We start from the raw sequence: 21,341 nt of genomic DNA, 5'->3' as shown, positions 1-21,341 counted from the left end.
AGGCCTGACTTGCGAGGCTCCATGAATACGCTACTCAGAGACTTCTCCCTCTCCGCCGTGGTTGCCGGTTTCATTGCGACGGTCATCTCTTACGCCGGCCCGTTGGTGATCATCTTTCAGGCGGCGAAAGCGGGCGGGTTGCCACACGACGTACTCTCGTCTTGGGTCTGGACCATTTCCATCGGCAGCGGCGTACTCGGTATCGTCCTTAGCCTTCGCTACAAGGTACCGATCATCATCGCCTGGTCCGCGCCGGGATCGGCATTGCTGGTGACCATGTTGCCCGACATCAGCATGAACCAGGCGGTCGGCGCCTACCTCGTATCGAGCCTAATTATCCTGCTGGTGGGACTATCCGGCGCGTTCGACAAAATCATCCACAAGCTGCCCGCGGCAATTTCCGCCGGGATGCTGGCCGGCATCCTGTTCCGCTTCGGCACTGGCTTGTTCGTTTCGGTGAAGGAGCAACCTTGGCTGGTGCTGGCGATGTTCGGCACCTACCTGCTGTTCAAACGGATCATGCCGCGCTACGCCGTGATGGCGGTGTTGGTAGTCGGCGTTGCGATCGCCGTCGGCAGTGGCGAGTTGCGCAGTGAGGCACTGGTGATCGGCCTGGCCGTACCGGTGTGGATAACGCCAGAGTTCAGCTGGCAGGTCATCCTCGGCGTGGCCTTTCCGCTGGTGATGGTGGCCCTGACCGGGCAGTTCGTGCCTGGCATGGCCGTGCTGCGCAACGACGGTTACCAGACCCCGGCGAGCCCGCTGATCAGCAGCAGCGCGCTGGGTACCTTGTTGCTCGCACCCTTCGGTTGTCACGGCCTGAACCTGGCGGCCATCACCGCGGCGATCTGCACCGGTAAGGAATCCCACGAGGACCCCAGCAAACGCTATGTCGCCGGTGTTTCCGGTGGGGTGTTCTACCTGCTGCTGGGCGCGTTTGGCACCACGTTGGTTTCCATTTTTACGGCGTTTCCCGCCGCGCTGATCGCGGCGTTGGCTGGCCTGGCACTGCTGGCCGCCATTGGCGGTGCACTGAGCGCGGCCATGTCGGTGCCGGAAGACCGTGAAGCGGCGCTGATCACCTTTCTCGTCACCGCTTCGGGGATGTCGTTCCTCGGTTTGTCCGCAGCCTTCTGGGGATTGATCTTCGGTATCGCCGCGCACCTGCTGTTGACGCTGAAACGAGCGCCGGCTCCCTTGCCGGCCAGTCCGCCCGCATCCCTGGAAGAGGAGCAACCCGCCGGCTGATTCCGCGCCGCAGCGGTTCATTTTCGCAACCCCGAACCTTTGTCGTTCCTGTCGGCCTGTGCCGGCGGGGCGGCGGCGTGCACCTGAAAAACAACAACAACGAGTTCAAAAACCATGAAGAACAAACCAGAACGCTCCATTATCGCGTTGGCCATCGGCGCCGCTCTTTACGTCCCATCGGCCTTCGCCGCCGAAGCGGGCTTCGTCGACGGCACCACGGCGACGCTGCAAGCGCGCAACTATTATTTCAGCCGGGATTTCTCCGATATCGTCGGCGCAAATCAGCAATCAAAGTCGGAGGAGTGGGCCCAAGGCTTTATTCTCAACGTGAAATCCGGTTACACGCCCGGTACGGTCGGTTTCGGTGTCGACGTGCTTGGTCAGCTTGGGTTCAAGCTCGACAGCGGCGGTAGCCGCGTCAATACCGGTCTGCTGCCCACGGGCAGCGATGGCAAGGCCGCGGATAACTTCGGACGCATCGGTGCGGCGCTCAAGGCGCGGGCGTCGAAGACCGAGCTTAAGATCGGCGAGCTGACGCCGAACCTGCCGGTGCTGACGTTCAGCGACATCCGTCTGCTGCCGCCGACCTACCAGGGCGCCAGCATCATCTCGCAAGAACTCGACGGGCTAATCCTGCAGGCCGGCCAGTTCCATTCCGGCAGCGTGCTGAACGAGGCGGGCGATGGTGCGATGCGGGCGAAGCTAGGCCATGTGCCGCAACTGGGCGGCGACGCGGCAACCGATCGCTTCAACTATGCTGGTGTCGACTACGCCTTTAACGACAAGCGCACATCAGCGGGCCTCTGGTACGCGCAGCTCGAAGACATCTACAACCAGCGCTTTTACAGCCTCAAGCACAGTGAGCCGGTGGGCGACTGGGTGTTTGGCGCCAACCTCGGCTACTACGACTCGCAGGAAGATGGCGAGCGGCTGCTCGGCGATATCGACAACCGTGCGCTATTCACGGCGCTTTCTGCCAAGCGCGGCGGCCACACTGTCTCCGTCGGTTATCAGGCAATGTTCGGCGATGACGCCTTCCCGCGAGTGTTCAACAACGTCAGTCCATTGGGCAATGAGGTCCCCACCTACGAATTCGCCGGCGCGGATGAGCGCTCCTGGCAGGTGCGGCATGATTTCGACTTCTCCGTCGTCGGCATTCCGGGCCTGGTATCCACGGTGCGCTATATCCGCGGCGATAACGTCGACACCGGCCGCGGCTTCGAGGGCAAGGAATGGGAGCGTGATCTGGACCTCGGCTACACCTTCCAGCGCGGTGTGCTGAAAAACCTCGGGGTGCGGGTACGTAACGTCACGGCTCGATCCAATTACCGCAGTGATATCGATGAGAATCGGCTGATTTTCAATTACACCTGGCATTTGCTGTAGCGCAGCGACCAAACGTGCGCGCTGGAAGACGTCTTTTACTGGCGAGTATTTGGCAGGATTTATATAGCGATCATTTTCTGCCGATGCTGTTTTCGTTAATTAATCTGCCAATCATTTCCTGGGTTAGGTATATGCATATTGGATTCGTAAAATCAGTTGCTGCAGTTCTGTTTATTACTTCTGTAACAGGGACGGCGGCTGCTCAAGGCTGGGTTGAACAGGCAGCAAAGGATGTCAACGCGCAAGTAGTTGCTTGGCGTCATGATATCCATCAACACCCGGAACTCGGGAATATGGAGTTCCGTACCTCCCAAATGATCGCTCAGCAGCTGGAAGACTTTGGTCTGCAAGTACATAGCGGCATTGGTAAGACCGGTGTGGTTGGGGTTTTAAAGGGCGGAATGGATGGTCCGGTGGTGGCGCTGCGCGCGGATATGGACGCATTGCCGGTCAAGGAAGAAACAGGGTTGCCATATGCAAGCCAAGCCAAAGGCATATTTCACGGCGAGGAAGTCGATGTCATGCATGCATGTGGCCATGATGCGCATGTCGCTATGTTATTGGGAGCGGCGAAAATCATGGCGGCCAACAGCGAAAAGATTCCGGGTACCGTCGTGTTTGTGTTTCAGCCGGCAGAAGAGGGTGCGGCAGATATAGATGTTTTTGCCCAGCCAGATGAGCTGTACGGGGCGCGGCGGATGATCGAGGAGGGCGTTCTCGACAACCCGAAAGTCGAGGCGATGTTTGGGCTTCACGTCATGGCAGGAATGAACAGCGGGCACCTGTTTTATAAAAAAGGGGCCACGCTTAACAGTTCAGATAGTTTCCGCATCACGTTGCAGGGTGACCAGACGCATGGTTCGATGCCGTGGGCAGGGACCGATAGCATTGTCGCTGGATCGCAGGTGGTCAACGCAATGCAAACGCTGGTTAGCCGGCATACGGATCTCTCAAAAGGCGCTGGTGTCGTCAGCGTCGGCAGCATACACGCCGGAACGGCAGATAACGTAATACCGGAGTTATTGCAAATGGGCGGAACCATACGCAGCAACCATCCGGAAGTACGCTCGGTGCTGCTTGAAAAACTTCCTGCGATCGTGAAGAACACAGCTGAGGCTAACTTCGTTAAAGCCAATGTTCAGATTGCCACTCTGATGCCGGTCACCATGAATGACGAAGCCCTTACTGAAGAGGTCATCCCGGGGCTGAGGGAAGCTGCCGATGGAAGACTCGAAGAGCTGCCCGCAAATCTTTCTCCAAGTGAGGATTTCGCCTTCTATGCGCAGAAGGTGCCCAGCCTATTTGTTTTCTTAGGCGTATCCCCGCAAGAAGCGGATGCTAGCGAGGTGGCCATGAACCATAACTCGAGGTTTATGGTGGATGATGGTGCGTTGGCTACAGGCGTCAGAGCGCATGTCGAGTTCGTCCTGGCATTCGCCGAGGCTAGTTGAGGCCGGTCGGATTAGACGTGGATTATTTTCAGGCTTTAATCCACACGGCTCGCCGTCATGGCTTCCATGCTTCGCCAGGGATTGTTTCTGGCAAGCGCAGTGATGTGTCGCAAGCTTGCCAGCGAGCGCAAGGGGTCAGAGAGGAGGGCTTTGCGATTATCGGTCGGTAGTACGATAATCGCACAACGCATTCCAGCAAGGCTGCCCGCTATGAACGACGAGTCCCATTCCCGCACTGCCCCGATGGCGCCAGCGATCATCGCCTCGCCAGCCAAACGGATCGAGGCGCTGACGGGCGATCCGAACTTCATGACTTCACTGGCACGCGGGCTGGCGGTGATCCATGCATTCCAGGAGCGCAAGCGCCATCTGACCATCGCGCAGATCAGCCACCGCACGGAAATCCCGCGAGCGGCCGTGCGGCGCTGCCTGCACACGCTGATCAAACTTGGCTACGCCACCACCGATGGTCGCACCTATTCGCTGCTGCCCAAGGTGCTGACCCTCGGACACGCCTATCTATCATCGACCCCGCTCGCGGTCACCGCGCAGCCGATTCTCGATCGACTCAGCGACCAGCTACACGAAGCCTGCTCCATGGCCACGCTGGAAGGTGATGAGGTGCTCTACGTGGCCCGCTCGGCTACCCCGCAGCGGTTGATTTCGGTCGATCTGAGCGTAGGCAGCCGGTTGCCGGCGTATTGCACTTCCATGGGGCGAATTCTCCTGGCGGCGCTGGACGACGCAGCATTGGACGATTATCTGGGCCACGCGGACCTGCAGATCAAGACCAGCCGTACCCTGCATACCCCCGAGGCTATCCGTGCTTCGATCGCTGAAATTCGCCAGCAGGGATGGGTGATCATCGATCAGGAACTCGAGGTTGGGCTGCGATCGCTGGCCGTGCCGCTGAAAGATTCCGCCGGCCAGGTGTTGGCTGCGCTTAACGTCGGCACCCATGCCAGTCGGGTGACCAAGCAGGAGCTGGAAACGCGCTTTTTGCCGGTGTTGCTGGAGGCAAGCAAGGAGCTGAGCACTCGCCTGTTCCATTGACTGGCGGCTCAGAGCGGCAGCTTTCAGGCGAGATGAACCAAGGGAGACGTGGGGCAGCGCAGTCCTCGGGTATTTGAGGTTGTGTTCGTTAATCGCACAGTGATTCGATTATCGGATTGTTCTGTCGCGGCTCGATGTTTAGTGTTTGCCTCAAGCGCAGAGTCGTTCGCGCACCCGGACACCAACACGAGACATGACCCATGGCCGAGCTCCTACCCCTAAACGAGGCAATCGATCGCTTCGTCAGCAACGGCGACACCGTCGCCCTTGAAGGCTTCACCCATCTGATTCCCACCGCTGCCGCTCACGAAATCATCCGCCAGGACAAGAAAGACCTGACACTGGTTCGGATGACCCCCGACCTGGTCTACGACCTGCTGATCGGTGCCGGCTGCGCGAAGAAGCTGGTGTTTTCTTGGGGCGGCAATCCTGGCGTCGGCTCTCTGCATCGCCTGCGCGATGCGGTCGAGAAACAATGGCCGCAGCCGCTGGAAATCGAAGAGCACAGCCATGCCGACCTGGCCAACGCCTATGTCGCCGGCGCGTCCGGTCTACCCTTCGCGGTGCTGCGTGCCTACCTCGGTTCCGATTTGCCGAAGGTCAATCCGATGATCAAGTTCATCGAATGCCCGTTCACTGGCGAAATGCTGGCTGCCGTACCGAGCGTGCGCCCCGATGTGACGGTAATCCACGCGCAGAAAGCCGACCGCAAAGGCAACGTATTGATTGCCGGGATTCTAGGTGTGCAGAAGGAGGCCGCACTGGCCGCCAAACGCTGCATTGTCACTGTCGAGGAAATCGTCGACGACCTGAACGCACCGATGAACGCCTGCGTACTGCCAACCTGGGCGCTGAGCGCCGTCTGCCTGGTGCCCGGTGGCGCGCATCCGTCCTACGCTCATGGTTATTACGAGCGCGACAACCGCTTCTATCAGCAGTGGGATCCGATCGCGCGCGATCGTGACAGCTTCACTGCTTGGATCAATGAGTACATTCGCGATACCGCGGATTTCACCGCGTTCCAGGCCAAACTGGCCGCGCAGCAGGAGGCCAAGTGATGAGCGCTCACGCCAGTAACTACAGCACGAATGAAATGATGACCGTTGCAGCCTCCCGCCGCCTTGGCAATGGCAGCGTCTGCTTCGTTGGGATCGGCCTGCCGTCCAAAGCGGCCAACCTTGCACGCCTGACCCACGCACCGGAAGTCGTGTTGATTTATGAATCCGGCCCAATTGGCGCGAAGCCGTCGGTGCTGCCGCTGTCCATTGGCGATGGCGAGCTGGCCGAGACCGCCGATACCGTCGTGCCGACTGGCGAGATCTTCCGCTATTGGCTGCAGGGCGGCCGTATCGATGTCGGTTTCCTCGGTGCCGCGCAGGTGGACAAGTACGGCAATATCAACACCACGGTGATCGGTGACTATCACCAACCGAAAGTCCGCTTGCCAGGGGCGGGCGGCGCGCCCGAAATTGCGGGGTCGGCCAAGCAGGTGCTGATCATCCTCAAGCAATCGCACCGCACCTTCGTCGACAAGCTGGCGTTCGTTACCTCGGTCGGCTTTGGCGAGGGCGGGGAACATCGCAAGCAACTCGGGTTGCCAGGCAACGGGCCGGTCGGAATTATCACTGACCTGTGCATCATGGAACCCGAAGCCGGGTCCAACGAGTTCGTGGTGACCTCGCTGCATCCGGGTGTGACCCGCGAGCAGGTGATCGAGAACACCGGCTGGGCGATTCGTTTCGCCGATGAGTTGGGCGAGACTGCAGCGCCGACCGAGAACGAACTGGAGGCTCTGCGCGCCCTGGAAGCCCGCACGGCCGCCGCCCATGGACAATCTGGAGGTGACGAGTGACACGCGAAGTCTTTATCTGCGACGCCGTACGTACGCCCATCGGCCGCTTTGGCGGTGCCCTGGCCGCGGTGCGAGCCGACGACCTGGCGGCAACCCCGATCAAGGCCCTGCTGGAGCGCAATCCGACGCTCGATCCGGCGGCCATCGAAGAAGTGTTCATGGGCAGCGCCAACCAGGCCGGCGAAGACAACCGTAACGTGGCGCGCATGGCCGCGCTGCTGGCCGGGCTACCGGAAACCGTGCCGGGCATCACCCTTAATCGCCTTTGCGCTTCGGGCATGGACGCAGTGGGCAGCGCCTTCCGCGCTATCGCCTGCGGTGAGATGGAGCTGGCGATCGCGGGCGGCGTCGAGTCCATGACCCGTGCGCCCTACGTAATGGGCAAAGCCGATACGGCCTTCGGCCGCACGCAGAAGATCGAAGACACTACTATCGGCTGGCGCTTCATCAATCCGAAGATGAAGGAAATGTATGGCGTCGACGCCATGCCGCAGACTGCCGATAACGTGGCCGAAGAGCACAAGATCAGCCGCGAGGACCAGGATGCCTTTGCCCTGCGCAGCCAGCAGCGCACCGGCAAGGCGCAGGCCGCAGGGTTCTTCGCCGAAGAAATCGTGCCGGTGGTGATCAAGGGGCGTAAGGGCGAGACCATCGTCGACACCGATGAGCATCCCCGCCCTGAGACTACTGCCGAAGCGCTGGCCAAACTCAAGCCGGTCAACGGCCCAGACAAGACGGTCACCGCGGGCAACGCCTCGGGTGTCAATGACGGTGCCGCTGCGCTGATTCTCGCCAGCGCCGAGGCGGTGCAGAAATACGGCCTCAAGCCCCGCGCCAAGGTTCTCGGCATGGCCAGCGCGGGCGTCGCGCCGCGTGTCATGGGTTACGGCCCGGTGCCGGCGGTGCGCAAGCTATGCGAGCGGTTGAATGTGGCGGTGAGCGACTTCGATGTGATCGAGCTCAACGAAGCCTTCGCCGCGCAAGCATTGGCGGTAACTCGCGATCTGGGCCTGGAAGACGACAGCCCGAAGGTCAACCCTCAAGGTGGTGCCATCGCCCTCGGTCATCCGCTGGGCATGAGCGGCGCGCGCCTGGTCTTGACCACCGTGCATGCGCTGGAAAAATCGGGTGGCAAGCTCGGCCTGGCGACCATGTGTGTCGGCGTGGGGCAGGGGTTGGCACTGGTTGTTGAGAGGGTCTGACGCTTTGCGCGGCCATGGCGGGCTTCAGCCCACCGTTAACTCGTGTTGCGACACGCCGCAAGCCCGTCGTTTTTTGCTCGTTTGCGGCTACCTTTAGATCAGCTTCCAAGAGAGATTTCCCATGCCCAGCGTCCAACTCGCCGATGGCGAACTTAACTACCGTTTCGATGGCCCGGTCGATGCACCGGTCTTGGTGCTGTCCAACTCGCTCGGGACTACGCACGAAATGTGGGACGCGCAGGTGCCTGCGTTCAGCGAACACTTCCGGATACTGCGCTACGACACGCGCGGCCACGGCAGCTCGTCCGTCACGCCAGGGCCATACACCATTGAGCAACTTGGCCGCGATGTGCTGGATCTGGTTGACGCGCTGGGTATCGACCGCTTTGCGTTCTGCGGCCTGTCCATGGGCGGCCTGATTGGCCAGTGGCTCGGCATCAATGCCGGCGAACGTCTAACGCGCCTGGTGATCTGCAATACAGGCGCGAAGATCGGCACCGACGAAGTCTGGAACGAGCGCATCGATACGGTGCTCAAGGGCGGCGAGCAGGCCATGCGCGACATGCGCGATGCGTCGATTTCACGCTGGTTCACCCCGGTCTTCGCCGGGAACGATCCCACCCAGACCAGCCGCCTCACCCAGATGATTGCCAGCACCTCGCCGGCCGGCTATGCCGCCAATTGCGCAGCGGTGCGTGATGCCGATTACCGTGAGCAGCTGGGCGCGATCAAGGTGCCGACGCTGATCGTGTGCGGTGCCAAGGACCCGGTGACCACGCCTGAGCATGGCCGTTTCATCCAGGAGCGCGTCGCTGGCGGCGAACTGGTGGAGTTCGAAGCTGCGCATCTGTCGAACGTTGAAGCTGGCAATGATTTCACCCAGCGCGTGCTGACGTTTCTTCGCGGTTGATCAAAAAAACCGGGCCGCACGGGCCCGGTAAATCCAACGAGTGGATCGTGCATGTTGCGCTCTACTCTTACCAGAGCGGCAGGGTGTAGCTGAGGATGAGGCGGGTTTCGTTCAGGTCGGCGCCAAAGTTGCTGCGCACCGTGGCATTGCGCACCTTCATGCCGAAGTTCTTCAGCAGGCCATTCTGGACCACGTAGGCGATGTCAGTGTCGCGCTCCCACTCTTCGCCTTCGCCTCCCACGGCCAGGTTGACGTTGTCACCGGACACATAACGGGTCATCAAGCTCAGACCCGGCACGCCCATGGCGGCAAAATCATAGTCGTAGCGAACTTGCCATGACTTCTCATCTTCGTTGCCGAAGTCGTTGATCTGCAACAAGTTGATCAGCATGTTGTCGCCGCCACTGACGTAGGCGAAGCCGGTGTCGCCGCTCATTTTTTGATAACCGCCGGTGAAGCCGTGCCCGCCGATTTTGTAGGTAAACAGCGCGCCGAAGGCATTGTTGTCGACGTTGCTGCCGCCATCATCGGTGGAGCGCACGTAGCGCAGGTCGGTCTTGAAACTCTGGTTATCGCCGATCGGCATGACGTGGACCAGCTGCATGTTGTGCTGATCGTAGATGCCGTCCAGCCCGCCGTAGTAGTAGCTGCCGGTCAACTCCGGGCTGAACTGGTACTTGCCGCCGGCAAACAGGAACTCGTCGCTGGTCTTGGTGTTGCCCAGCTGGATATTCCGTGCGCCGCCATTGAATACCGTCATCTCCTCGTAATCGGACGAGTCGCGATAACTGGTGCGGTCGAGCATGCCGAGATCGAGCGTAAGCCCGTCGACTTCTTTGCTCTGCAGCCAGGCGCCGCGGTAGACGTTGGGCAACAGGCGGCTGTCGTTACGCATCACCACCGGGATGATCGGTTGTAGGGTGCCGACGTGCAACGTGGTGCTGGAAAGCTTGGCTTTGGCCGTCAGGCCTGCGGTGCCGTAGTCGTCCGATGGTTGGTTGGATGAATTCTTTTGCAGGATGCCGGTGCCAGAGCGGTCTGGGCTGGAATCAAGCTTGACGCCCAGCAGGCCGAGGGCATCGACGCCAAAGCCGATCGGCCCGTCGGTGTAGCCCGATTCGATCTTCATAATGAAGCCCTGAGCCCATTCATCGGCCTTGGACTGGGATGCACCGCTCTGGCGGAAATCACGGTTCATATAGAAGTTGCGCAGTTCGATGCTCGCCTTGCTGTCTTCAAGGAAGGCCGCGCTGGACGGTCCGGCAATGGTCAGAGCGGCGCCTGAACACAGCAGATGGCAGATGATTTTGCGGTCATGTCGCATGGTGTTTCCTCTTGTTGTTATGGATGCAGCGTTGCGGATGAATCAGTGCCAGAAGTTCATGGGACGATCGGAGCCAGCGCCATGCCTGTCCGTCCTTTCAGCTTTGTTGTATCAGCAGGGCGCCGAAGGGCGTGCGTGCCCAAGTGAATGGGGCAGAGCGAATGCCGTGCCAGCATCGGCAAGCGAGGTGGAAAAACATCAGGGCAGCCCGCGATATGCGAGGCAGAGCAGTTCGGACCGTTCACCCGAAGGCAACTGCGAATCTGAATGGCGGGCAAGCCTGTCGGGCCGGCTGGACATGCTCAGAAATCGGTTCGCCGATGTCCGGGTAATTGGACAGATCAGCCGTATGGGTTGGAGCGCGATAGAGGGTACGGCCGTGACCAAGCTGCAATGGCTTGATCACGGCGTAGGCTTCGCCAGCGAAACCATCCGGCCAGCGCCGCAGGATGCTCCCGGCTGGATCCTGCCGATCAGTGCTGGCCTTTCTGGCTCCTCACGCAAACGAAGCTCGATGCGTTGTTTACATCACCACCTTTGTACTTGTGCCAGGCGGGGTATTCACAAAGCGGTCGGGTACGGCCCGGTACGGCGACGGTATCGGTGACCAGCTGCCGCTTGGGCGCGATGCCTTCTTCAACCCAGTTTTCCAGTGCCGACAGTGAATCCCATGCAGCGTTGAACACGGTGCTGGCAGCGTGCGCGTAGCCTGGAATCTCGTAGTAGCGCATAAACCGGCGGGTCTGACCGACGCCCATGTCCTGTTGAACACGCCGGTAATACTCGGCGGTCGCGCGGGTACTGACCAACTGATCCGACGTGCCGTGAGCCATGAGAATCTTGCCGCCATTGGCGACAAAGGCCGAAAGGTCGGTTTGGTTGACGTCTTGGCGCAACGACAGCGCATCGACCCGTGCCTGCCACGGCCCCAGATTGGCCGGGTCCAGCGTCAGCGAGTTGAACGTCGGATTGCGCGTGACAAAGTAGCGAACCCACTCATCCCAGAAACCTGAATGGTACGGTGCGCCTTCGGCGAAGCCTGTGCCGTGCACCGGCATCGGATAATTCGGCTGGAGCGTATTCAGCCCCAGCCTGTTGACGATCAGTTGTAAACCCTCGCCGGGACGGCCGAGATCGGTTCCCCATGTATTGAAACCGGGATAACCACGCTCGCCGCTGGCCAGTGGTTGGCTGAAGCGGATCGGTGTGTCGAAGACCTTCAACGCGTTGATCTGTGCATCGGACAGGCAGCGCTCGCCGCTGTCGGCCCCGGCAGGGCAGCGCAATGGGCGGCCGTTCAGCGTGGCTTTCGCCGGGTCGAAGCGGGCATTGCATGCCGCCTGGTTGCTGATCACTCGATCCTCTGCACCGTCCAGCCCGTCGCACGCCTGCATCGCTGCCTCCAGCAGTGCTGCACGTTTTTCCAGGCTGGGATAGGCACCTGGCGCGGCCAGCGCGCGGGTGATACGCCCGAACTGCAGGTCCAGTGCCGCCGCATTGTAGGCCGGGTAGAGGGCGATGGCGCCGTGGAAGTCCTTCGGCCATTGCTGCACCACCGCAAGCGCCTCGCGGCCTCCGGTGGAACCGCCAGCGAAGTAGCTGCGTACCGGTGGCTGACCGTAACGTTGTTCGATCAGGTGCATCGCGGTATCACGGGTTTTCTTCAGCGCATCGTGGGCGTAATTCGCCAGTGCCTCTTCGTTCCAGGCGAAATCGCCCGGATTGATCGGATTGGCCACGTGGCCCGAATCGCTGGCGAACACTGCATAGCCGCGTCCCAATGGGGTCGGTTGGTCGACGGGGCCAGCCGGGACGTTGCCGGCGACGTTGGGGACGGTGCCGTTGTAGCCACCGCCGCCGTACATCATCGCTTTGCTGTTCCACTGCTCAGGCAGCACGATGCGCATTCTGATCGTTGGTGCGCTCGGGTCGACCGGGGCAATTTCAACGTTCAGGTCGCAATGCGGGCCGAACGTCTGCGGTGCGCTGCCACCACCCGGCACCGGTGTCACGGACGTGACTCGGGCGCCTGAGGTCGGTAGTGCGATGGCGGCTGCAGGAACCCGGATGCCGGACAGTTCGTTGCAGCTGGCCGCGAGGGCAGGCTCGGCAATCGCCACTGCCAGCAGGGCCGGGGCTGCCAACAAAAGACGCGACGACACTGCGCGTATGCAGCTTGCACGTGGTGCTTTCATGAGGGCTTCCTTCTTATTGTTGTCGTGCCGCGCGGCAGACGCCACGAGGCGAGTGCGCCCGGGCGAATGAGTACGGCAGCGGCCAGGCGTATCGATCGGAGCCAAAGGCATGCCAGCAGCGACCACTTAGGCTCCGCTTCCGATGGCCGGTCGTCGGGGCCCCAGCGAACGGCTCTAGCGTCACGAAACCAAGCGTAGATGGGATATGCCCCCGTGCTGTCGAGTGTCCATTGGATGCGACATGGACAGCTACGGTGTCCCGTTTACTAGACACTGTGTCAGGCAGCCCGGACGTCAGGCAGACGGGGCTGTGGTGCAGTCAACGGCTGTCGATGGGTGACGATGGGTGACGATGAGCCAGGGCTCAACATCCGAGATGCCAAGATGAGACCGGTGCTCTGCTTTAGTCCGAGCGGATCTGACGAACGCACCGGCTATATCAAATGCGCTGACTATACTTTTGACGCATGCGCGCCTGCGCACGCATCTGTCCTTTCCTTCGTTGAGAAGCCATTGGCCCCATGGAAACGCTTTACCTGATCTTCCTGCTGCTGCTTGCGGTGGGCGCGAGTCGCGTGCTGGCCAATGTCGTGCCGCTGCCCTTGCCGATTCTGCAAATCATCATGGGCAGTCTTCTGGCGCTTCCGCCGTTCGGGATGGGCGTCGAGCTGCAGCCTGAAATCTTCATGCTGCTGTTCATTCCGCCATTGCTGTTCTACGACGGCTGGAAAATTCCCAAGCGCGAATTTACCGAGCATGGCGCGGAGATGACCGCCATGGCGTTGGTGCTGGTGCTGATCATCCTGGTGGTTGTCGGCTACTTCATTCATTGGTTGCTGCCTGCCATTCCGCTCGGTGCGAGCTTCGCACTGGCCGCCATTCTTTCACCGACCGACGCGCTGGCCGTGATCGCTATCGCCCAGGGACGGCTCCCGCGGCATATGGCACACCAGTTGGAAGGCGAGGCGATGATGAACGACGCCACCGGCCTGGTCTCCTTCAAGTTCGCACTGGCCGCCGCCATTACCGGTACATTTTCCCTGGTCACGGTGACCGGCGAGTTCTTTGTAATCGCGCTCGGCGGGCTGCTGATTGGTGCGGGTTTGAGCTGGACAGTCGGCAAGGGAAAGCAATGGATGACGTCGCGGGGGCTGTTCGATCCCTCCGCCTACGTGATGATGATCCTGCTGCTGCCCTTTGCTGCGTTTTTCCTTGCTGAGCATGCGGGGATGTCAGGCATTCTTTCGGCGGTGGCGGCGGGTATGGTGCAGAGCCGCATCGACATGCTGCCGGTAAAAACCAGTACTCGCATCCTCAACCGCAGCGTCTGGGAGATGCTCGATTTCAGCTTCAACGGCCTGGTGTTTCTGCTGTTGGGTTTGCAGTTCCCGCGGATCGTGGGACGGGTTTGGGAAGCGGCGGGGCAGCAAAGCTACAGCATGCCGATGCTGATTTTCAGCGCCTTGGCGATCATGGCGCTGTTGCTGGCGGTTCGCTTTGCCTTCGTCTACGCCTACCATTGGGGCGAGGCGCGTGTGCGACGCTTGCTCGGCAAGACGGTCCAGCCCAAGCCTCTTCACCTGTTTTCCGCGCTAAGCGCCGTGGCAGGCGTGCGAGGAGCGATCACGCTCGCCGGTGTCCTCTCTATCCCTTTGATGATTGGCGATGCACCGTTTCCGGGACGCGACTTGATGATCTTCCTGGCGGCTGCCGTGATCATTCTGTCCTTGCTGGTCGGCGCGCTGGGCATTCCTTATTTTCTCAAGCAATTGCCCAACAATGACTTCGAGGAACACAAGGAAGAACTCAAGAAGGCCCGCCGAATCGCTGCCCAGGCGGCGGTCAGCTGGCTGGAAAACTGGAAGCAGGCCAACCCGATCGACGATCCGGACGAGGCGTTGCTACGCAGTGAAGTGACGGCACGAGTCACCGAATCCTACCGGCATGACATCGAAGCCTTGATGGATCACCACGATCGCGCGAACCAGGCGCGTCAGACGCTGGCGCTGGAGCGCGACATCCGCGTGCAGGCCATCGCCGTACAGCGCAAGGAAATGTACCGGATGAGGAAGCGTCACTTGATCGACGAACAGATGCTGCAGACCCTGCTGCGCGAGCTCGATTATGAAGAAGCGGCGCTTGGCTCGGGCGAGACGGTTTAAGATCTGTGCTTGGCTCGCGCGAAATGGAGACCTAGATGCCCGCCTGGCCCTGGCTTGGCTCAGGTTCGAGCACGGCAATCGTATGGTCGCTGCGCTTGAACGACGCAAGCTCCGCTAGCCAGGCCTGTAGCATGGACGAATTCGGTTTCTGGTTGCGCATTGCAATGGACACTATTTCTCGGGCAATAGTGACTACCGCGCTCTTGCTACCGAGAAAATGCCAATTGAACCAGCCATCCCCGTAGGTCAGCGGCACTTTCTGCCCGGGTGCCAACGGGATGTAGACCTTCACGGACAGGTCGAACAGCACTTCCGGTTTGGAAATGATCAGCAACCTTACGTCCGTCACCTTGTTCAGCCAGTAGCGATGATCGAAACGACCACCGGTCAGTGCTGCGGATTGACTCAAGGCTTCGTTGATCAACGCTCGGTTATCGATGAGTTGCACGGTGGGCTCCGCTTGCAGATAGGCGATACCGAAATCTCGGCAGCCGTTTGCAACGAAGCAGCGTGACGAAACCGGTTTGGCAGCCGCAGCTCGCACACGCTAAGGAATCGCGCGCTTCGCTTGGCATGTCGGGTTATCGGTTCGTCGTCGCTTTTGTTTAGCTCGTTTTTTCGCCTTGAACTGGTCGGAGCAACCGAGCGACGACGAAGCGGGCCACTCCGCCTCCAGGCGCGGGCGGAGAGCGCCTGGAGAGGGTGAGGCCGAAGCTTGCTCTCGAGTAGCGGCAGGGCCGCGCTCAGACCGTGTACCCAAGCACTCTGGGCAGCCACAGCGCGATTTCCGGAAAGATAGCGACCAGCACAAGCGCGCTTCCCATCACCAGGACGAACAGCAGCGCCCAGCCGACCGTCTGTTCCAGGCGTATCTTGGCCACTTCGGCGGTGACCAACAGATTGATCGCGACCGGCGGCGTGAACTGGCCTATGGCGATATTCATCGCCAGCAGAATGCCAAACCACACTGGATTCCAGCCGAAGTGCTGCATGACCGGAATAAGGATCGGCATGAGGATCAGGTAGATGGAAATCGCATCCAGCAGCATGCCGGCCAGCAGTACAGCGATCATTACCAGAATCAGCAGTACCGCGCTGTTGTCTGACAGCGAGATCAACCATTCGGCCAGGTGCCGGAATGTGCCGAGCATGGTACCGGCCCAGGCGAAAATGCCGGCCAGGGCGATGATCAGCATGACCACACCCGAGATGACCGCAGCTTCACCACAAAGACGCCACAGGTTGCGCCAGCTCAGTTCGCGTGTGACGAACAAGCCGACCAATACGCCGTAAGTCACACCTGCGACCGCGGCCTCGGTCGGAGTGAACAAGCCGCTGCGCAGGCCACCCAGAATCAGTACCGGCGCGAACAGTGCCGGGAGCGCCTGCCGGAAGCTCTCGCCTAATGGCGGTCGCTCGGCATCTTCCGGGTTTTCCCAGTTGTAACGACGTGCCAACAGCCAGGCCGGCAGCAGCAGGACCAATCCGGCGATGATTCCTGGGAACAGGCCGGCGGCAAACAGCGCGCGCAAGTCGACGCCCGGCACGACAATCGAGTAGAGGATGAGCGCAATGGATGGCGGGATCAGGATCGCGGTGGAGGCGGATGCTGCGATCAGGGTGGCCGAAAACGGCTTGGGGTAGCCCGCGCGGGTCATGCTTGGCAGCATCACCATGGCCACCGCCGCAGCGTCCGCCGGCCCCGATCCACTCATGCCGCCCATGATCAGGCAGACCAGGATAGCAACCATTGCCAGGCCGCCGTGACGCGGGCCGATCAGAGCCTGGGCGAAGCGCACCAAGCGCAGTGCCACGCCGGATTTTTCGAATATCAGGCCGGTGAGAATGAACAGCGGAATGGCAATCAGCGGGTACTTGGCTACGCCGTTGTAGGTGTTGGTGCCCAGCGTCGCCAGCATGTCAGGCGAGAGCCCGGTGAGGATGCCGATAGCTCCGGACAGTGCCAGGGAGAACGCTACCGGTACGCCGACCAAAAGCAACAGCAGGAAGCTGGCGAGCATCATGAAATCAGGGCTCATCCGAGAGTCTCCCGCGCAGCCGATCGAGGGTCATCTGGCTCAGCCGTACGGCCATCGCCAAGGCCAACAATGGCAGCCAGACGACATACCACCAGTTCGGCAGACCGAGACCAGGAGACTCCGATTCCCATTGATATTCCTCCAGAGCGAACTGACCGCCGTACCAGACCACTAGGCCGAGTACGAGCATGCTGGCGAGCCATTGGAGGACGATCAGCGGTGTGCGCAGGCGGGGGAAAAGTCGTTCGATCAAGCCGATGCGAATATGGCGATTGCTGCGCATTGCCACGGACGCGCCGGCAAAGGTCAGGATGACCAGTAGAAATACCGAAAGCTCTTCGGTGAAGGCAAAGGAGGCGTCGGTGAAATAACGCACCACTACGTTGGCCAGGCTGATCAGGCTGATAACGACCAGCGCCAAGGTGGCCAGCACGCGTTCCAGGCGTGCGTCCTGTCGATTGTTCATGGGTTTCCTCGGGTCCCGGCGGCACGGCGCCGCCGGGTAGAACAGTTGTTACTCAGCGATGGCTGCGCGTGCCGCATCCACCAGTTCGGCGCCGATTTTCGGCGTCCACTTCTCATGCACGTCGCGGGTCGCCTCGACGAAGCCCTGATGCTCTTCGTCGGTCAGTTCGACCAGCTCCACGCCTCGGGCACGGATGTCATCCAGGCGCTTGGCTTCACCGCTTCGGGAGAGCTCGATTTCCCACTTGCCGGCATCGATGGCAGCTTGGCGCAGCAGCTCGCGGTCAGCCTCCGGCAATTGCTTCCAGATGCGTTGGTTGACCGCAAAGATCAGCGGGTCGGCCATGTAATGCCAAAGCGTCAGGTATTTCTGGCCGACCTGATCGACACGTGCGACGTCGAACACCGCCAGCGGGTTTTCCTGTCCGTCGACTGCGCCAGTGGTAAGTGCCGGTTTAGCGTCGGCCCAGCTCATCTGTGTCGGGTTGGCGCCGAGGGCGGTGAAGGTGTCCTGGAAGAGCGGCGAGCCGACCACACGAATCTTCAGTCCGGCCAGGTCCGCTGGCGTTCTGACCGGCTTGACCGAGTTCGACAGCTCGCGGAAGCCATTCTCACCCCAGGCCAGCGGGACGATGCCGCGCTTCTCGATGGCGCTGAAAGCCTGCTTGCCGGCCTCGCCCTGAGTGATAGCGTCGAGGTCAGCACTGTCGGCCATCAAGAAGGGCAGAGAGAATAGATTCAGCTCGGGCACTTGCGGCGACCAATTGATGGTCGAGCCGACTGCCATGTCGATCAGTCCAGAGCGCATGGCGGAAAATTCCTTGGTCTGGTCTCCTGCGACCAGTTGCGCGTTGGGGTAGACACGCAAGGTGATCTCACCATTGGAGCGCTCTTCGACCAGATCGGCCCATTTCTGAGCGGCCTGGCCCCAGGGGAATGCATCAGAAAGCACGGTGGAAACGGAATATTCGCGAGCCGAGGCGGAGAGGCTCGCGGACAGGGCGGCAGCAGCGGCCAGCGCGGTAAAGCAACGGGTCAGTTTCATGGGGCGTCCTTGTTCGGATCGGTCTTTTGGTTTTATCGGCGAACGGCCAACCGGTTAAATGGCAGCGATGGGCAGCGGTGACGGCGGATTGGCCATCGGGACGCGCGGATAGCGCTAGTAGGGACGCGGCAGGCTGCGGAGGGGTAGCGGCAGCGAAGCGAATGGTGCGTCACGAACGCCGAACGCCTTGTGGGCGAACGGCATGCCAGCCGAAACTCAACTGGTCGGACAACTATCGCAGAAGGTACCAGCGAGCGCTATCGCCGGAACACAGCGTGAGTAAGTACGGTGAGCTTAGGCATCGCGCAGCAGGTCGTGGGCGTTGAGAAGGCTGTAGGCGATTTCCGGCCGCCTCTCCAGCGCTCGACGGATCGCGGCGGGAATCGATTGGCGGGTTTTGCGGCAGAGCCCGGGCAGCTCCGCTAGTTCGATGCGGATGCCCCGCATGCTGCGCACCTCGTTGGAGCCTGGCGCGATCTCCAGGCGAATACCCAGCTGGTGGAAGATCCGCTGCTGCATGTGCTCAAGGTCATCCAGGCTGGACATGTTCTCCAGTCGCTCGAGCAACCGGTTCTCCTCATGGCGGGTCAATCGAAGGATACGCAGATCGCTGTCGGGCGTTGCCAGCAGTTGTTCACGCCCGCAGATGCAGGCAGCGGGAGGGCAGGGGGGCCGGATGGGAGCCGAAACTGTCATAACGCGCGATCATAGCGAGGCGCGAGCGGTATTGCCTCACTTCTAGGTGTCGCTGCGCGCCGATCCGACGAGCGAGAACTCCCAAGGCGGCGAGCCGATGCGGCGTGAATACATGGTGCGTAACGGGTACGGCTTCGCGATCCTTTCTGCTTATGAAATCGCGTGCTAATTGAACCGTCCATTGATTCCGCCGACGCTGTATCGCCCTGCACCCAGCAAGGCAATGGAGATCGAGCCGAAGAGGAACATGCCTTGCAGCTCCAGCGCCCATCCACCCGACTGGCCGAGCGAGAACAGTTCCTGTAGGTGGGCCAGACCGAACGCGAAGAGCATGTTGCCGACCATGAGCAGTGCACCGATACGCGTGAACAGACCGATGATCACCAATATCGGACCAACCACCTCTCCGAGGTATACACCGTAGGCAATGAACGCTGGCAGCCCATAGCCGCCCAGCATTCCCGCTATGCCATCGATGCCGTTCTGCAGTTTGGCGATCCCATGCAAGAGAATCAGCAGAGCCACCGATACTCTCAATACCAGTTTGCCAATATCGTCGGTCATGATGCGTCTCGTCCTCTAGGGCGCCAGAGCTCTGGCATCAGCGTTCTAATAACCATAGACCAGCGGAACTACGTTGCACGGAGTATTAAACAGTGCGGGTGCAAGGACCCGATATACGAGGGTTACGACAACGCTCGGGATAAAGCGTCCGCAGCTATCGGACACCTCCGGTTTGCTACTGGACCGGAGAGTCTGAGGTCTGGTCATTCAAGGGAACCTGGCGCTGTGGTTGTGCCGAAGATGCAGACGCTGCGCGAACAGTGTTCTCCTCCGGCTGAAATCACTCGGAAATTGACGGATGGCTCCGTTTGAGCCTGCTCTGACGGGCGGGGTGACTTCTGTTGTGCGAGCCACTAGAATGCTTGCCCATTCTGGGGCCGGAACGCCGGCTTATGTCTGTGCAACGAGGAAAATCCATGCAAGTTTCTGTTGAAAGCACCTCCGCTCTTGAGCGCCGCATGACCATTGGCGTGCCGGTCGAGCGCATCGAGACCGAAGTCAACAAGCGTCTGCAACAGACCGCCAGCCGTGCAAAGATCCCAGGTTTCCGTCCCGGCAAGGTGCCGATGAGCGTCATTCGTCAGCGCTACGAAGCGGCCGCACGCCAGGAAGCGCTGGGCGATCTTATCCAGTCCACATTCTATGAAGCTGTGGTTGCGGAGAAACTGAACCCGGCCGGCGCGCCCGCCGTCGAGCCGAAAGTGTTCGAGAAGGGTAAGGACCTGGAGTACGTTGCGACTTTCGAAGTCTTCCCCGAGTTCAAGGTTGCTGGTTTCGAAGGTATCGAAATCGAGCGCCTGCAAGCCGAAGTGGCCGATGCGGACGTCGACAACATGCTGGACATTCTGCGCAAGCAGAACACCCGCTACGAAAAAGCCGACCGTGCTGCTGAGGACGGCGATCAGCTGAACATCGATTTCGTCGGCAAGATTGACGGCGAAGCCTTCGCTGGCGGTTCGGCACAAGGCACACAGCTGGTCCTGGGCTCGGGTCGTATGATTCCCGGCTTCGAATCTGCACTGGTTGGTGCCAAGGCTGGCGAAGAGCGGGTTATCAACCCGACGTTCCCAGAGGATTATCAGAACCTCGATCTCGCCGGCAAGACGGCCGAATTCACCGTGACAGTGAACAGCGTTGAGGCTCCCCAGCTTCCCGAGCTGAACGAAGAATTCTTTGCCCAGTTCGGCGTTCAGGAAGGCGGTCTCGAAGGCTTCCGCGCCGAAGTCAAAAAGAACATGGAGCGCGAGCTGCGTCAGGCCATCAAGACCAAGGTCAAGAACCAGGTCATGGAAGGTCTGGTCAGTGCCAACCCGATCGAAGTGCCGAAAGCGCTGATCGACAACGAAGTGAACCGCTTGCGTGTCCAGGCTGTCCAGCAGTTTGGTGGCAACATCAAGCCTGATCAGCTGCCAGCGGAACTGTTCGAAGAGCAGGCCAAGCGCCGCGTAGTGCTGGGGCTGATTGTCGCTGAAGTGGTCAAACAGTACGAGCTCAAGCCTGACGATGCGCGCGTTCGCGAGCTGATCGAAGAAATGGCTTCCGCCTATCAGGAGCCGGAGCAGGTTGTGTCCTGGTACTACAAGAACGACGAGCAACTGAACGAAGTTCGTTCTGTTGTGCTCGAAGAACAAGTTGTAGATACTGTCCTACAGCAGGCTAAAGTGACCGACAAATCGGTCTCCTACGAAGAAGCAGTGAAGCCTGCGGAAGCTCCGCAAGCTGCCTGAGTCTCTTCAACCGTTTATATGC

General features: G+C 60.5%; 18 protein-coding genes. 10 read left to right on the top strand and 8 right to left on the bottom strand.

Features of this window, described 5'->3' with window-relative positions; all coding sequences use genetic code 11:
* The first annotated feature begins 21 nt into the window (after positions 1–21).
* From DQ405_RS08370 to pcaD, 8 genes are all read left to right on the top strand, one after another.
* Positions 22–1,248: a benzoate/H(+) symporter BenE family transporter gene (locus DQ405_RS08370; protein ID WP_168423772.1), complete on the top strand. Its 1,227-nt coding sequence runs from the start codon at positions 22–24 to the stop codon at positions 1,246–1,248.
* 114 nt (positions 1,249–1,362) lie between these two features.
* On the top strand, positions 1,363–2,634 hold the full coding sequence (locus tag DQ405_RS08365) for an OprD family porin (RefSeq protein WP_168423771.1): 1,272 nt from the start codon (positions 1,363–1,365) through the stop codon (positions 2,632–2,634).
* A 14-nt stretch (positions 2,635–2,648) separates the two neighbouring features.
* On the top strand, positions 2,649–4,085 hold the full coding sequence (locus DQ405_RS08360) for an amidohydrolase (RefSeq protein WP_342030403.1): 1,437 nt from the start codon (positions 2,649–2,651) through the stop codon (positions 4,083–4,085).
* Between the two features lie 210 nt (positions 4,086–4,295).
* Positions 4,296–5,138: an IclR family transcriptional regulator domain-containing protein gene (locus DQ405_RS08355; RefSeq protein ID WP_168423770.1), complete on the top strand. Its 843-nt coding sequence runs from the start codon at positions 4,296–4,298 to the stop codon at positions 5,136–5,138.
* A 200-nt stretch (positions 5,139–5,338) separates the two neighbouring features.
* Positions 5,339–6,196, top strand: a complete 858-nt coding sequence (locus tag DQ405_RS08350) for a CoA transferase subunit A (protein WP_168423769.1) — start codon at positions 5,339–5,341, stop codon at positions 6,194–6,196.
* Positions 6,196–6,990, top strand: coding sequence for a CoA-transferase subunit beta (locus DQ405_RS08345; RefSeq protein WP_168423768.1), 795 nt, complete (start codon positions 6,196–6,198; stop codon positions 6,988–6,990). Before DQ405_RS08350 ends, DQ405_RS08345 begins: the two co-directional genes overlap by 1 nt.
* Positions 6,987–8,192 carry a 3-oxoadipyl-CoA thiolase gene (gene pcaF, locus DQ405_RS08340; RefSeq protein ID WP_168423767.1) on the top strand — a complete coding sequence of 402 codons (1,206 nt, stop codon included), beginning with the start codon at positions 6,987–6,989 and terminating at the stop codon, positions 8,190–8,192. The genes DQ405_RS08345 and pcaF overlap by 4 nt, the downstream gene beginning before the upstream one ends.
* Before the next feature lie 121 nt (positions 8,193–8,313).
* Positions 8,314–9,102, top strand: coding sequence for a 3-oxoadipate enol-lactonase (gene pcaD, locus DQ405_RS08335; protein ID WP_168423766.1), 789 nt, complete (start codon positions 8,314–8,316; stop codon positions 9,100–9,102).
* 67 nt (positions 9,103–9,169) lie between these two features.
* Here the strand turns inward: pcaD and DQ405_RS08330 are convergent, their stop codons facing one another.
* On the bottom strand, positions 9,170–10,426 hold the full coding sequence (locus DQ405_RS08330) for an OprD family porin (protein ID WP_168423765.1): 1,257 nt from the start codon (positions 10,424–10,426) through the stop codon (positions 9,170–9,172).
* A 473-nt stretch (positions 10,427–10,899) separates the two neighbouring features.
* The gene (locus tag DQ405_RS08325; RefSeq protein ID WP_168423764.1) at positions 10,900–12,621 is read right to left on the bottom strand and encodes a tannase/feruloyl esterase family alpha/beta hydrolase; all 1,722 of its coding nucleotides are present in this window, start codon (positions 12,619–12,621) and stop codon (positions 10,900–10,902) included.
* A 521-nt stretch (positions 12,622–13,142) separates the two neighbouring features.
* Here DQ405_RS08325 and DQ405_RS08320 point away from each other — a divergent pair.
* A complete protein-coding gene (locus tag DQ405_RS08320) occupies positions 13,143–14,783 on the top strand; it encodes a Na+/H+ antiporter (protein WP_168423763.1) in 1,641 nt (546 codons plus the stop codon).
* 31 nt (positions 14,784–14,814) lie between these two features.
* On the opposite strand, the gene DQ405_RS08315 is transcribed toward DQ405_RS08320, so the two are convergent.
* The 6 genes from DQ405_RS08315 to DQ405_RS08290 form a co-directional block, all read right to left on the bottom strand.
* Positions 14,815–15,231 carry a hypothetical protein gene (locus tag DQ405_RS08315; protein ID WP_168423762.1) on the bottom strand — a complete coding sequence of 139 codons (417 nt, stop codon included), beginning with the start codon at positions 15,229–15,231 and terminating at the stop codon, positions 14,815–14,817.
* 295 nt (positions 15,232–15,526) lie between these two features.
* Positions 15,527–16,822 carry a TRAP transporter large permease gene (locus tag DQ405_RS08310; RefSeq protein ID WP_168423761.1) on the bottom strand — a complete coding sequence of 432 codons (1,296 nt, stop codon included), beginning with the start codon at positions 16,820–16,822 and terminating at the stop codon, positions 15,527–15,529.
* Positions 16,812–17,288 (bottom strand): TRAP transporter small permease, encoded by a 477-nt coding sequence (locus DQ405_RS08305; RefSeq protein WP_168423760.1) that lies wholly within the window; start codon positions 17,286–17,288, stop codon positions 16,812–16,814. The genes DQ405_RS08310 and DQ405_RS08305 overlap by 11 nt, the downstream gene beginning before the upstream one ends.
* 48 nt (positions 17,289–17,336) lie before the next feature.
* On the bottom strand, positions 17,337–18,332 hold the full coding sequence (locus tag DQ405_RS08300; RefSeq protein ID WP_168423759.1) for a DctP family TRAP transporter solute-binding subunit: 996 nt from the start codon (positions 18,330–18,332) through the stop codon (positions 17,337–17,339).
* A 294-nt stretch (positions 18,333–18,626) separates the two neighbouring features.
* Positions 18,627–19,028, bottom strand: a complete 402-nt coding sequence (locus DQ405_RS08295) for a hypothetical protein (RefSeq protein ID WP_168423758.1) — start codon at positions 19,026–19,028, stop codon at positions 18,627–18,629.
* A 165-nt stretch (positions 19,029–19,193) separates the two neighbouring features.
* Positions 19,194–19,592: a DoxX family protein gene (locus DQ405_RS08290; protein ID WP_168423757.1), complete on the bottom strand. Its 399-nt coding sequence runs from the start codon at positions 19,590–19,592 to the stop codon at positions 19,194–19,196.
* A gap of 416 nt (positions 19,593–20,008) precedes the next feature.
* On the opposite strand from DQ405_RS08290, the gene tig reads away from it, so the two are divergent.
* Positions 20,009–21,319 (top strand): trigger factor, encoded by a 1,311-nt coding sequence (gene tig / locus DQ405_RS08285; RefSeq protein ID WP_168423756.1) that lies wholly within the window; start codon positions 20,009–20,011, stop codon positions 21,317–21,319.
* The last annotated feature ends 22 nt before the right edge of the window (positions 21,320–21,341 follow it).

The organism is Pseudomonas sp. SST3 (assembly GCF_003325755.1).
This window is presented reverse-complemented; position numbering and strand designations above follow the sequence as displayed.